Consider the following 13,614-nt stretch of genomic DNA (forward strand, 5'->3'; position numbering starts at 1 on the left):
CATCTAACCGATACACTGCCACCCATTCTCTTCTTTCTTCCACATCATTCTTTTTAAAATGTGGTGAAACTTTTACGGCAGCTACATGACAGAAAATATCTCATGGCGACCTTTCGCCATGGTCAGTCTTGCATTGATTATGGGTACCATCGGTACAGCACTGGCAAGTCCGCTTTATCCCATTTATCAACAGATCTGGCATTTATCGCCAAGCCAGATTACCTATATTTTTGTCGCCTATATGTTTGGCTGTCTGGGTACCTTGTTATTCCTGGGACGTACCAGCAACACGATTGGTTTCTTAAGAACCCTGCAAATTGGTCTGGTATTTATTAGCATTGGCTTGGTCATTTCAGTCTTTGCCGAGAATGCGCTGATTTTGTCGGTGGGTCGTTTTATCATTGGTATTGCTTCAGGTCTGATGACCACTTCAGCAATGCTAGGCATGATGCAAACCATTCCAGAAACTCATAAGCAGCTTGCACCACAACTGATATCGATTCTGACGGCTATAGGTTTTGGTTTGGGGCCGTTTGTGGGTGGGGTAATTGCGCAGTTTTCTCAAGCTCCATTAATTACTCCATACCTCCCAATTATTCTTGGGGCAGTGCTGTGTTTTGTCGGATTATTCTGGCTAAAAACCCCTGCTTTTGAACGTCAGCCTTTTAGTATTGCACCGAAATTACTGCGTCCTGAACCTCAGTATCATGCTGTGTTCATGATTGTGGGATTAACTGCATTTAATGCCTTTGCTGCTTTCAGTTTATTTGCTTCACTGTCACCGTCTTTTGTGCAGGATATCTTGCCCTGGCATGGTCCTTTGGTCAGCGGTACCGCCATTACCTGTATTTTGCTGATTTCTGCTGTGGTGCAGTTCTTTGCTAAAGCTGTTCCTGCAAAGAAATGTCTGAATATTGGCCTGATGATTATGCTGGTGAGCTTGGTTAGCCTTGCTCTTTGTATGATCCTTAAAGCAAGTATCTTGTTCTTCGCCAGTGATATCTTATTCGGGATTGGACATGGTTTTGCCTTAATGGGCGCATTCGGTGTGATTCATGCGATCACAACCTTGCAAAATCGGGCAGCCGTGATGTCGACTTACCTGTTTATTGGCTATTTGGGCACGATTGTGCCGATTATCGCGGTGGGGTATCTGGCTGATCACTTCGGCTTAGGATTTGCCGTGATCAGCTTCTGTGTAGTGATCAGTGCACTCTGTCTAATCCTTTGGCTATGGCATCAGAAACTGCAGGTAAAAGCCTGATAAAAAAGCCCTCATTTGAGGGCTTTTATTAAACTATCTTCTAAAACAACTCTAGTTGATAAAAGTTTTCTATTTCTCGCATTTGCTTTCTAAGCAATGGTTTAAGTTGTTGCCCATAAAGTTTCAAATGCCGCCCTGACATACTGGCAATTTCACTCGCATAGGCATAATCCCTACATAACTGCTCATACATCAACTTCAAAGATTTTGAATCAAACATTGGGTTTTGAATCACATGCTTTTGCATAAATTTTTCCTAAAATTTACTTTCAACAAAAGCAACGTGAATGAAGTATTCCAAAATTCAAGACAAAACTCCTCTAAAGCTCAATAAGGATACGAGTAGAAAATGTATTTACTGACGTTATAGAAAAGTCTATATTGATTTCTTAATACAAAGCTTTGGTTTTCATTCTAGTCGCTCTAGTTGTTTTCCATTGTTTGGGGATGTTTGCAGACATCCCACCTTAAAATGCTCAGCCCCACGCTGGGCATTTTATTTTTAAAAATAAAAAAGTTTATGTTTCAGGGTCTCGACCTAAAGTACCAAAAAGATTGACCTTATTAACGCCATGCATCAGACGTATACTTCCTATTTATTTCTATAAATTACTTTAAAAGAGTTATGCACAAATGGCTACCTGTTTACCTAACAAGTGCGTTAATTGTTGTCGCGAAATATCATCAAAAGTTCATAAAAATATTTATCAGCCAGTTACTTATAAATCTTCGAATGACAATCCAAGGCTAAAATATAAATCCACAAGATATAAAAAAAGCATCTGAAGATGCTTTTTTAAATACGTTTAGTCTTATTTACCAATACAGAATGTAATTCCAATTATATTTTTAATATAAATTAATAACTTATAAATTTAATTAAAACATAGTGACTAATAGGTGACTGATTGTGTCATCACTAGGCACTTTTTAAGCTGCTCCCCTTATTGGTGGCTCAGGTAGGATCAGATTTAGAATCCTATCCTTTGTGAGTGACTTTGAGGTACTCACTTGGTCAGTTTTAAAATATGAGCAAGATTGACCATATCCCCCAGTGGGGGTAATCCTATGTTCAGGTTATTTGTAGCAGTAAACCGCTCCAATAATCACGCTGTAATTCTATTGGGATTTTAAGCCCCTAATCCACACGTTTGTTTAATCCCTCGCGTGCGCGCGCGTAGATGAACGCAATTTTTCGTCCAGTGAATACCGTTGCTCACTTTTGAGCATGGGCATAGCGATAGCGGAATTCCGCTAGTGGTCTAGGCTTTTAGGAGTGGTCATTTTGACCATACCCACACTGTGTGACTGTACGAAAGTTTCGTAGTTCATCACTACTACGGAAAACTCAGGTTAGCCAACGCAATTTTGCGTTGTCCTACTTCAGAAAACTTCAGTTTTAAAAATGCAAAACCTTATAAAACCTAATATTCAAAGATGCTCAAACGCTTTGAACCTCACAAAACCTCACTTTCATTACGGCATGATTACGGCATGTTTTTCTGCTGCACTGTTAAGAATTGATAAGGTTTGAACCTGATAAAACCTGAAATTCAAAGATGCCATGCTGTTAACAATTGTTGACATTCAAAACGCTGCACCTGTTATCAATTGTTATGGTTTGGACTACTACAAAATACTACTTTCCACTTGCTGCTCGGACTTAGGATTGAACTTGTTAAAACTTGTTATTCAGGATATGCACAGAACCGCCCTGATTGCTCGATATAGCCATGTTTTAGAAATGATGTACCTTTCATCAAGTCTTAGCCTAAACCTCACAAAACCTCACATTTAGAACGCCGTAGCTGTAAGCAATAGTAAGCACCTTTAACTTTATTTTAACTTTTAACTCAAACAGGATTTTTTTTGCTGGTGCGGTTTGGAGTGGTCTCCGTTTTGGGCCAATCCATAAGGTATAAAATCCCCCCTTGCAACATAATCGTATATACGATATATTGAATGCATAATCTACTAAGGGCCACACAATGACGAACAAGACTAAAACTTATGATGCTGGTGATATGCACGACCTAGCTTCATTAGCTGAATCAGATATGAACTGGATGTGTACAGCTATCAGCCATATCAGAAAAGAAGTAATGAAGTTAAACAAGCTGGCAGAAAGTGGAAAAGAAGTCAGCCAGTATCATTTTTCTGAAATTGTTACTCAACTAGATATGTATGAATATTTAGCAGAAGACCGCCACCGCAACCATGCTAAAGGGGCAGAAGCATATAAGGCTGAGTGGGAAGATGCCAAACAAAAGGCCAGTGCATGAACAAGCCTAACGACACGCCCAAAACTCGCTATGAGAAAAAGCGCAAGCAAAAGCTAGTCAGCTTCAATACTGAGAATTCACACGATGCCGATCTATTGGCCCATGCTAATAAACTGGATGATTTTAGCGGATGGGTTAAAGAACAATTGAATGAAGACATGAAGAAAAAGAAAGGCTCACAATAGTGGGCTTTTTTAATGCCTTAAATATACATGGTCTTATGCCACGCTTTACGCTCTTAATAATTATTTAAACCTGATCAATCCAACTGAGATAACTCACTAAGAATATCAACATGAAGTTATATTTTTTATTTGGCTGAAACATCGCATAAGACATATCATTTTGATGTGGTAACAGGAAATCAGATATACAAGTTTTGATGTGGTAACAGCATTTTTTTGATGTAGTAACATGGTCAACGTATATAAAACGATCAAAAGTACGGACATGGGGTATACGGTCATGATTTTGGTATCCATCCATAAAAATAGAAATATCAACCTGACAAAACCTGACACTTTTCCCAGTATAAAAAACCTGTCAAAACCTGTTATTTGAAAGTAAGTGATAGTAAGTATTTGAACCTAACAAAACCTAACCTTTGAACTTGATAAAACTTGAAATTAGAACCCAGCAAAACCCGATGATTAAACCTGATAAAACCTGATATTTGTTTTACGTAGTTTTACAAGATAGGTATTCGTTAAAAACGGCGTAAACCTTGCTGTGCTTAGTTTTGAGCATAGTTTTGATGGTCTTTTCTATGTGGTGCTGTAAAACAAGAAATTCTTTACGTAGCTATACAAACAGGGGGTTTTACCTTGATGTACCTTGATGGAATGGGATTCCCTCAAAATAGTGGTGAACCTTTCTACATATAGCTTTGAAGCTGTTTTGATGGTCTTTCTACTGGTGGTCTATCAAAGTAATTTAAATAACTGCTGTAAAGAACAATTTTAGGATTATTGCTATACGTAGCTATACAGAATCAAAGTGATTAAATCGCTGTATGCCTTGCTGTAATTGGCATAGTTGGCATTTCTTACAAGTATCCTGTAAAGCAAAATTTAGCATGACGTAGCATGACAAAACCGCCTTTCTTGTTGGACGTAGTTTGACGAACTGCATATCTACTTAAAACGGCGTATGCCTTGTATGGCTTGGCTTTGAGTGCATTTTTATAGGTACTTTTATCAGTATCTTGTCAAACAAATATACAAGGCTTGTCATGCAAGATTTAAGGCCATTTACTGATACGTACTGATACGAAATGCAGTTTCAGCAAAATGGCTATGATGCTTATATATAAAGGCTTTGATGGGGGTTTTATGGTGCTTTTTGGTGGGGTGCTGTCAAGGTAAATCAGAGAAGTGCTGTATAGCTAAATTTCTCCTTTTAGATTTGAAATCCAGTAGGGTGACATTTGAAATGCGACCCTATGAAAGAAATGCTTTTATCTAATTAGACTATGCCGATCTAATCGAATCTAAGGCATAAAAAAAGCTCCCCATATTTAGGGAGCTTTGATTAAAGCAATTGCAGCTCATCGGCTCGAATCTCTGTCACTTCCCGATCTGCTCCTTTGCTGTCTTTCCACTTCCTTGTACGCAAGCTGCCCTCAACATAAACCTTTCCGCCTTTCTTGAGGTACTTACTCGCAATCTCGGCTAAACGGTTGTTAGTGGTGATTCTGTGCCATTCTGTAGCCTCTTTGCGCTCTCCAGTGGCCTTGTCTTTCCAAAACTCAGTAGTTGCAACGCTGAATGTTGTAACGCTGCCACCGTTGGGAAATTGTTTAGTTTCAGGGTCACGGCCTAATACACCCATCACAGTTACTTTGTTTACGTTTGGCATTTGCTTAAATCTCTCTAATTTTCTCAGAATGGCTATTTTTCAAGGGTAACGTAGGTAACAAGGGTAACAGCCTTGCTATGACAGCGTTTCAGCCTGTTACCTATATTTTTTTGCTTGGGTAACGATGGGTAACATAGGTAACGAATGAGGGAAAATTTAGAACTTGTTACCTCTGTTACCTCGTGTTACCTGTGCTGTTTTGCTATAGGTAACGCCCTCAAAGCCTTTATTCATGCGGTTGTTACCTGTGTTACCTCTGTTACCTTCGTTTTTTATGCTTCCCAGCTAAAAATAGCCTCTTTAACGGCGTAAACCTTCACTGCATTTTTCCGTGATGGGATTCTTGCTGTCTTGCTGGTCTTGCCTGTGTCATGCTCAAGTAGGTTGTAAGCTAGTAAGGCCCTTGCTGCTTTGCGACTGTCATAGCCTTTGCAGACTTCATTTTTAAACTGCTCAGGCAATACATAAAATATCTTTTCGCCGTTTTCTATCTTCCAGTAGCCGACACGGTTATTGATACGCTCGATATGATCGGGATCGGGTGTAATCGCTTCAAAACGACTTGATTCATTCGCCTCAAAAAATGCTTTAACATGGGTCACAATTTCCCGATTCTCATAATCTCCGACCTGCTCAAAACTGCCCAGCCATTGATTAAATACCTTTTGTACGGCGTTAAACGCTGTGCCTGTTTTCCAGCCTGTAATATTGGCCTTTGTTGCCAGCTCTCCAGCCGTTGCCACCAATGCAAAGTAGTTAGCCACTCGGACAATATGCCCTTGCGACTGGTTCACGGTTAAGACTTGGCGATACTGGTCTAAAAGCTCTCTAGCTTCGTCCATACGCTCGCCTTTGTTGTTGGTCAGATACTCAAGCCATGCAATGCCAGCCACGCCGTAGCAGTCTGCCATGCGCTTACTCAGTTCAATTGCTTGTTTTGGTGCATCCTCTGCAAAGTCTATACTGTCAAAAATACCGTACTCAGACTGATCTATATCAATATCAGCCAAGCGTATTTCTTGTCCCAGCTTAGTCTTTTGGCCTTGCTCGGTCATAATGTCTTTAAGGCTTTTTTCGCCACTGGATAAAAATATAACTTTCCACTGGTGCATAGGCTTTGCTGTGATTTGCTTTGTCATGCGACCTTTGCCTAAACCATTTGCAAGCATATAGACAATGTTTCCTAGCTCTTTAGGGTTCGCTATCTCTCCGATTTCATCCAGCACTAAAAAACCATCATTGTGCATATAGGCTGTATTCTCTAAGGCGTTTCCTGTGGCTCTCCATGTCCTATAAAACTGCTTTGGATTGCCCCACACGGAACTCGCAAGGTTTAAGGCTGTGCTTTTCCCTTTGGATGAACCGCCCTTGATATGAAAGCCACCGCCTTGCTGATTAAGAGGGTCTAGTAGTTGTCCAGCAAAGGCCGTACACAATGAAAAAGCCAACAAGCTATGATTCTCTGCCAATTGCGCTACATTGCTTCGCCATTGCTCTAATGTGCCTCTGCTTTGATAGTGGTTAGCTAAGGCATTGTTAGCCTGATAAACAATTAAATCACTGCTGCTTTGTCCGATCTGCTTATGAGGTAGTACAAATACATCATCATGCCAGCCGACCCGATCCACACATAAGGCATATTGACCTGTTTGATAACTCATTAAATAGCATTGAAAAAGGTTTCTTGCTCGTTGGTCAGGTGCAATCATTACGCCTTGATAAGACAATGCTTTGCGTAGGTCTGCGCCGTCCGTTTGGAATAGCTCCATAGATAGGGCCTGTGTATGCTCTATCTCGTTATCATCCTTCCACTTGAGCAATACACCCCAATTATTACTAGAATCATCTCTAGTTTTAGCAACGACCAATACAGGACTTGAGATAAAACGCTTTTGGCTTATGCCGTTCTTATCTTCATCAACAAAATAAAGCCCATCCTGTGTGATGTGGAAATGTCCGTTTTCCCATTTCATCGGCTTGGCTAAATGGCCTTTAGGCAAAATACTTTTTACTGGTAAAGCCTCTATAGCTTCATCAATAAACGCCAGTACCTCACTTACACTTTCATGCTGGCTTAATTCGATCTGAAATTCACTTACGCCAATTTTTAAATACTGGCATAGCAGTCTAACAGCCGTGTTTTGCTCCAATGCTTTGAATGGCTCAAGGTGCATTTGTTCAATTCTGACAGGTAGGTAAAGCTGTTTATAGCCTGCCTGTGATAGCTGGTTAATCACGAACTGTATTTGTTCAAAATCAAACGGCTTGAGTTCTGTTTTATGGCTGCTGCATAGGGTAGGCAGTAGCACCAATGCAACGGCGTAGCCAGTCTGGGCAATCTTAAAGAATGCCTCTAAGCTGTACGTGATAATGACAGGCTTGGCATGGTCAAAATCACCATACCTTGCAAAGCCTCTAGCCAATCCATCAGGCATGACAGCCACACGCTGCCCATCTTGCATGACAGCACATTGAACAAGCTCCATTTGCCCATCATAGATAGGCATAATTAAAGGCTGTGCATAGGTAACGCCGTTTATATCCACATTGCCATCATCAACATAGATCGGCTGCTCAGGACTGCCAAAACGTTGTATTACTGGATGTGATGAATAAGCATCATTAAACGATACAAGCTGCTCACATTCAGCTAAAATAGCTTCGGGTGTTATTAGTTCTTTGGGGTGGTCATAATCAAGCATTGTGGCTGCCCCTTTCATTGAATACGGTTAAAATTGGCATTTGAATTAATCAAAACGCCGTCATTCGATAAACCGACTTGCTGGCGGTTATCCATCATCTGCAATAAACGCTGTTCTGCTTCTTCGAACCTAATACCGAAATGCTTTGCAATGTCCTCTAACTGGTACATAGGTTCGCCGTCATCCGTGTAACCGCTTGGCGGTGGCAATAGGTTCAACTCTTTTGCCTTTTGGTGCATCTCTGCCTTGATATGCTCAGGCGTGTAGTGCATTGTCAAAATAAGGGCCCGCTCAGTGACGGGGTGGTGTTCCCCATGCTGCTCAAGCATTGCTTTGTAATGGTCAAAGGCTTTGAAAAATTCAGGGTTTACATGTTTATTCATGGCCTACCCCCTCAAAAGTTAGCTGTAAATTAGCTTTGCATGTTTCAATGCGGACGGCGTTTAAATGCTTTTCATGTTTACGGCGGTGCATACCCAGGCTATGAAATGTACCTTTATCCTTAGATACTTTTTCCTGCATACATAGGCGGTTTAATTCTTCATAAGCGGTCTGACGTGCTACATAACTCCCAGTTTTGCGGATGCTTGGCAGTACCTCAGCAAATACCCAGTTTTGGAAATTCAACGCTTCTTTTTTATTAGATCGAAAAATAATGCGATAAAGGTTAGGCTCATTAATGAACTTGAGCTTTTGAGTACCGCCATTTGTAAGGATGTGGCAATCTGCCATACCCTTTGAATCTAATTCACGTAATAAGCGTGATGTTCTGCTTACCGATAGGACATTACATACGTCAGTCAAACAAAATAAAGGCTCGTTGGTATTGCTCAAGACAACACGAACGCCTTGTTCATTGAAATTAAAAATAGATGGGTTCATGCTGCCACCTCTTTAACAAGCTCATACCGTGCATGTCTGCCAATGCCTGACTTATTGCGCTCGTTATGGGTCACAATGTCATAGCCTGCATTGCGTAAACGCTGAATAATTGCGCTCAGGCGGTAGCAGTTGAAAAGGTCGATAGCCTCGGCCTGTGAAATGGTCTTGCCTTGCTTGAGGTGTGCTAGGACTTGTTTTAATTGGGTGTTGTTCATGTTCTTATGCTCCCATTCCTGACAGTGCATCGGTCAGCTTGTGAATCGTTCCGATGTGGATTATCAGAACATCCTTAACGCCTGATTTCTTCACCATGTCAGCATGTTCACTAAGTAGCTCTTTAATCGTTCCGTTAAAGCCTCTTAGCTCTAAAAACTTCATAGATTCATCATTTACGATTAAATCTGCTTCCTGATCCGCTTCGCCAGTCGGACAATATGAGGCAAGGGCATAGGCGTATAGATCGGCTGGGTCTGTAATGCTCAAGGTTTCCAGTGCCAAGCGTAAAAAGGTATTTAGCTTGCTGGCCTCAGCCTTTAGGTAGTCATCAATTGAATAAGGCTTAGAAAATACCTCTGCACTTAATTCGGATGCTCGGATAGAAACATGGTCTAGCAGGTCAATTGCCTGTTCAATCTGTCTTGCATTGGCTTCGGTTTTAAGTTCATCAGGCAAGTAATCAAGGGCCAAGCAAGTGAAGTCAGATACATCAGTAAAAAGGCTCTTTATCTGCTCGCCGTTTACTGCATGGCTGATCTGCTCAAGTCTGCTTTGTGCCTGCTGAGTGATGCTAATTGCATCCTGTAGAGTAATTTCCATAGCTCAAGCCTCCATCGTTGCAATGGTGGCTTTGTGGCTTGCTATGCGTTCATTAATCCACTGGTCTACATCAGATTCAATCCAAGCGACACGGCGTTCGGAAATATTGACTGCTTTCGGGAACGTGCCTTGTTGCATCATTGCGTAAATTGACGATGCACCCAAGCCAGTTTTGGCCTGTACTTCTTTACGGCGGATCAGGCGTACATTTTCGATTTTTTGTTCTTTAGATAAAGTCATCTAAACATTCTCCATAATGGAAATGCCTAGACACAAAATAGGGAATAGAAAGTAATTAAAAGAAAAAAATTAAGTTTTATTAATTAGATATAACTAGCTAATAGCTATTCAATATGTTCAAAGACTAACAATGAATGCTTCCATTCGTAAACAATATGTTGACTTATGCCATGTTTGAACTACTATTAATAAATGTAAGCTAGCTTACAAAAGTTAGAAAACTTAATCCTTAATCGTTTTACATTTCTAAAGTTCCTTTAGTTTTGTGTCTTGCAGGACGGTGATTAATGATTAATGGCGTTTAGCGATGTGGTGTTGCTAAAAGCCACCTGTTCCAAAAAAAGGGTCAAGCGATGTGGTGTTGCTTGGCTCTTTTTCTTTGTCTCTTAAATTCGTTTTGTGGTTAGCAAAATAAACTTTTAAGACATTCATGGAGTTCTCAATAAATACATTGGAACTCTATGTTTTACTTTATAAGAGTTTTGCTTAAATGGCTACCTCTTTACCCAACAAGCGCGACATCTTCAGTAACACCTCACCACTTAAATAATTCACTTTTGAATAACATTGCTATTAAAAAAATATAACCTGAGTTATAGGCTTTAAACTTCAATTTAACTCTATTTAATTCGGTTTAAGTCGTTTTACCTCACTTTTGCTATAAATCTAATATAAGCAAAGTTATAAATTGAATAGCATTACTATTAGTCATATATGAATAATTAATAATTCAGAAAGTTACAATTAGATACAATTAAGCACCTTTAGCCTGATTAAAAAAGATCAGATTCGGTTCATAAATCACACTAAAAATATGGTTACTCCATTTCTGCATCATCTCTGTGCGTTCTTTTTCATACTTGGCCTTGTTATATACACCTCTTACACCTTTGGCCGTATGGTTTAAACAAGCCTCGATTGCATCACTATTAAAACCTTGCTCGTTTAAATGGGTGCTGGCCGTTCTTCTCAAGTCATGCACGGTAAACGGTGGCAAGTCTGTTAATGCCAGTGCTGCCTTTTGCGCCGTATTAAATGCGTTATGGCTGATATGAGTACCTGGCTTTCTGCCTACAAATACATAAGGCTCACTACCTGCAATTATTTTCAGTTCCTTGAAAATCTCTATCACCTGATCCGACATATAAACAACCATTTCACGGCTATGGCCTGTCGTGCTGTCTGCTTTGGTTTCAGGGATAAGCCATATACGGCTATCAAAGTCGATATGCTCCCATTTAGCCCTCAATAGCTCTGACTTTCTAACCAATGTCAGCAATGACAGCAAAAGGCCCAGCTTTCTAGGTCGGTAAATTCTTGAGTTTAGGAGGGTGGTGTAATAGGTGCGGATTTCATTTGTACTTAAATATCTATCTCTAGGTTTTGCCTTGTGTACGTGCCGTGATGGGATAGCCAAAACAGGGTTATAAGGTACAAGGCCCAACGTCATTGCATAATCAAACATGCGCTTTAACAAGCCTCTGACTTGATTAGCTGCTGCATCATATCCCTGTTCTTTTTTACGCCATATAGTACGGCGTATATCTTCAATACTGATCTGATCTAATGGAATATGGCCCATCATCGGATAAATATCATTGCTCAGGCATAAAACCATGTTGTAAGGGTCTTTACGGTCTTTTTTAATGACTTCTTTTAAATAGCGTTCGCCGTAGTCCTTGAACAAAATGCCTTTGGGCTTGGCCTTATCTTGTTTAGGTGAAATACCTTTAGCCACCAATGAGGCTGATTCATCTCTGATCTGTCTAGCGTCCTTCAATGACAAGTCAGGATAACGACCTATAACAAGCCTTTCTTGCTTGCCTGCCAGTGAATAACGATAGTGCCACGACTTAACGCCTGATTCCTTCACCTCAATAAACAGCCCATTATTCAGCTTGTCTTTAACTGAATATCGTTTGTCCTGTGGTTTCAGGTTTTGAATCTCTCTATCAGTAGAGAAAAACAGGCCGTTTATCTTTGGCATTATTCTAGTCACTCAGGCATAAAAATAAGGTTCTATTGTCACGTAGCTAGTAGGTGACTAAAAAAATCATAGCACTAGATGAACGTATAGAACATATTGGAACAATAAAAAGGCATAAAAAAAGCACTAAGTTATTAAAACTTAATGCTATTTAATTATCATTGGAACTTATTAGAATTTACTGGAATATAGACTTAAATTGAAATTACTTTCCAATACAGAATGATCCAAAGATCTTACCCAGTAAATCATCCGCACTAAAGTCACCGGTAATCTCGCCCAGCGCATTCTGTGCCAGACGTAAAGACTCTGCGACCAGTTCACCTGCGTTATAAACAACAAGTTGTTCACGGGCTTCAGCCAAATACATCTGAGTGCGCTTCATTGCGTCTAAATGGCGGGTACGGGCAATAAAGGTATCTTCTTCAGGCTGGAAGCCTGCATGCGCCGTAATCGCATCTATGAGCGACTGGACGCCAGTTTCTTGCTTGGCTGAAACGGTAATGTGACGGAAGCCGTTAAAATCTCCCATGACAGCATCGGCACCGGTCAAATCGGCTTTATTCCCAATCAGGATCAGACGTTTTGGCTCGAGATGCTCGGCAAAATATTCTTGAGCGAGTTGTAATGGGTCATCACCTTGGCTCAGGTCATAAACCAGCAACAGCAGATCGGCCTGTTCAATTTCTTTAATCGCGCGGCGAATGCCTTCTTTTTCCACGATATCGCCGGTTTCCCGCAGACCAGCAGTATCGGTCAGGGTAATCGGCAGGCCATTCAATGTGATCTTTTCATGCAATACATCACGGGTTGTCCCGGCAATATCGGTCACAATCGCACGTTCATTACCTGCTAGGGCATTGAGCAAGGAAGATTTACCTGCATTCGGTTTACCGGCAATCACCACTTGTAGACCTTCGCGCAGTAACTGACCCTGACGTGCAGATTGCTGAACCTGAGTGACGGCATTCGCCACGCCATCCAGCAGATTTAAAATCTTGCCATCCGCCAGGAAGTCGATTTCTTCTTCAGGAAAATCAATCGCCGCTTCGACATGCAAACGCAAATGAATCAGCTGTTCTAATACCGTATTGACCTTAGTCGAGAATGCCCCTTGTAGAGAACGGACTGCAGACCGGGCAGCCGCTTGGGAGGTCGCATCAATCAGATCGGCAATGGCTTCAGCCTGTACCAGATCCAGCTTGCCATTCTCAAAGGCACGCATCGAGAATTCACCGGCTCTGGCTGCAGTGGCACCCAGTTCCAGCAAACGGCCCAACAGGGCATTCTGAATCACCGGGCCACCATGACCTTGCAGTTCTACTACATCTTCACCAGTAAAGGAATTCGGATTCGGGAAGCAGATCACCAGACCTTCGTCCATCACTTCACCAGCTGCATCATAGAACTGGCGAAAACCGGCAAAACGGGCTTTAGGCAAATCTTTTTGGCTCAAGGCCTGGGCAATTTCATAAGACTTGGGACCTGACAGGCGAATGACACCTACACCGCCACGTCCTGGGGGAGTTGCAATCGCAGCAATCGTAGTTCGGTCGAGCATAACATTCACCTAGAAAAACTTAA

13 protein-coding genes are annotated in these 13,614 nt (G+C 41.1%); 3 read left to right on the forward strand and 10 right to left on the reverse strand.

Features of this window, described 5'->3' with window-relative positions:
• The first annotated feature begins 118 nt into the window (after positions 1–118).
• Positions 119–1,264 carry an MFS transporter gene (locus FTU00_RS12235; RefSeq protein ID WP_180179805.1) on the forward strand — a complete coding sequence of 382 codons (1,146 nt, stop codon included), beginning with the start codon at positions 119–121 and terminating at the stop codon, positions 1,262–1,264.
• Between the two features lie 40 nt (positions 1,265–1,304).
• On the opposite strand, the gene FTU00_RS12240 is transcribed toward FTU00_RS12235, so the two are convergent.
• Positions 1,305–1,511 carry a hypothetical protein gene (locus FTU00_RS12240; protein WP_180168045.1) on the reverse strand — a complete coding sequence of 69 codons (207 nt, stop codon included), beginning with the start codon at positions 1,509–1,511 and terminating at the stop codon, positions 1,305–1,307.
• Between the two features lie 1,741 nt (positions 1,512–3,252).
• Between FTU00_RS12240 and FTU00_RS12245 the strand changes: the two genes are divergently transcribed.
• Both FTU00_RS12245 and FTU00_RS12250 read left to right on the forward strand, forming a co-directional pair.
• Positions 3,253–3,546 (forward strand): hypothetical protein, encoded by a 294-nt coding sequence (locus FTU00_RS12245; RefSeq protein ID WP_180179792.1) that lies wholly within the window; start codon positions 3,253–3,255, stop codon positions 3,544–3,546.
• Positions 3,543–3,731, forward strand: coding sequence for a hypothetical protein (locus FTU00_RS12250; RefSeq protein ID WP_180081633.1), 189 nt, complete (start codon positions 3,543–3,545; stop codon positions 3,729–3,731). The genes FTU00_RS12245 and FTU00_RS12250 overlap by 4 nt, the downstream gene beginning before the upstream one ends.
• 1,345 nt (positions 3,732–5,076) lie before the next feature.
• On the opposite strand, the gene ssb is transcribed toward FTU00_RS12250, so the two are convergent.
• From ssb to mnmE, 9 genes are all read right to left on the reverse strand, one after another.
• Positions 5,077–5,403, reverse strand: a complete 327-nt coding sequence (gene ssb, locus FTU00_RS12255; RefSeq protein ID WP_180179793.1) for a single-stranded DNA-binding protein — start codon at positions 5,401–5,403, stop codon at positions 5,077–5,079.
• 272 nt (positions 5,404–5,675) lie between these two features.
• Positions 5,676–8,105 carry a DUF927 domain-containing protein gene (locus FTU00_RS12260; protein WP_180179794.1) on the reverse strand — a complete coding sequence of 810 codons (2,430 nt, stop codon included), beginning with the start codon at positions 8,103–8,105 and terminating at the stop codon, positions 5,676–5,678.
• Positions 8,106–8,119: 14 nt separating this feature from the next.
• Positions 8,120–8,488, reverse strand: coding sequence for a hypothetical protein (locus FTU00_RS12265; RefSeq protein WP_180179795.1), 369 nt, complete (start codon positions 8,486–8,488; stop codon positions 8,120–8,122).
• Complete coding sequence (locus FTU00_RS12270; protein WP_180028815.1) at positions 8,481–8,987, reverse strand: BRO family protein; 507 nt, start codon at positions 8,985–8,987, stop codon at positions 8,481–8,483. The genes FTU00_RS12265 and FTU00_RS12270 overlap by 8 nt, the downstream gene beginning before the upstream one ends.
• Positions 8,984–9,202 (reverse strand): helix-turn-helix domain-containing protein, encoded by a 219-nt coding sequence (locus tag FTU00_RS12275; protein ID WP_151862552.1) that lies wholly within the window; start codon positions 9,200–9,202, stop codon positions 8,984–8,986. Before FTU00_RS12275 ends, FTU00_RS12270 begins: the two co-directional genes overlap by 4 nt.
• 4 nt (positions 9,203–9,206) lie before the next feature.
• Positions 9,207–9,803 carry a hypothetical protein gene (locus FTU00_RS12280; RefSeq protein ID WP_180179796.1) on the reverse strand — a complete coding sequence of 199 codons (597 nt, stop codon included), beginning with the start codon at positions 9,801–9,803 and terminating at the stop codon, positions 9,207–9,209.
• 3 nt (positions 9,804–9,806) lie between these two features.
• Positions 9,807–10,043 carry an AlpA family transcriptional regulator gene (locus FTU00_RS12285; protein ID WP_004814006.1) on the reverse strand — a complete coding sequence of 79 codons (237 nt, stop codon included), beginning with the start codon at positions 10,041–10,043 and terminating at the stop codon, positions 9,807–9,809.
• Positions 10,044–10,797: 754 nt separating this feature from the next.
• A complete protein-coding gene (locus FTU00_RS12290) occupies positions 10,798–12,030 on the reverse strand; it encodes a tyrosine-type recombinase/integrase (protein WP_180179797.1) in 1,233 nt (410 codons plus the stop codon).
• 205 nt (positions 12,031–12,235) lie between these two features.
• Positions 12,236–13,591 (reverse strand): tRNA uridine-5-carboxymethylaminomethyl(34) synthesis GTPase MnmE, encoded by a 1,356-nt coding sequence (gene mnmE, locus FTU00_RS12295; protein ID WP_180179798.1) that lies wholly within the window; start codon positions 13,589–13,591, stop codon positions 12,236–12,238.
• Between the last annotated feature and the right edge of the window lie 23 nt (positions 13,592–13,614).

The organism is Acinetobacter sp. YH12041 (assembly GCF_013419975.1).
GTDB lineage: Bacteria > Pseudomonadota > Gammaproteobacteria > Pseudomonadales > Moraxellaceae > Acinetobacter.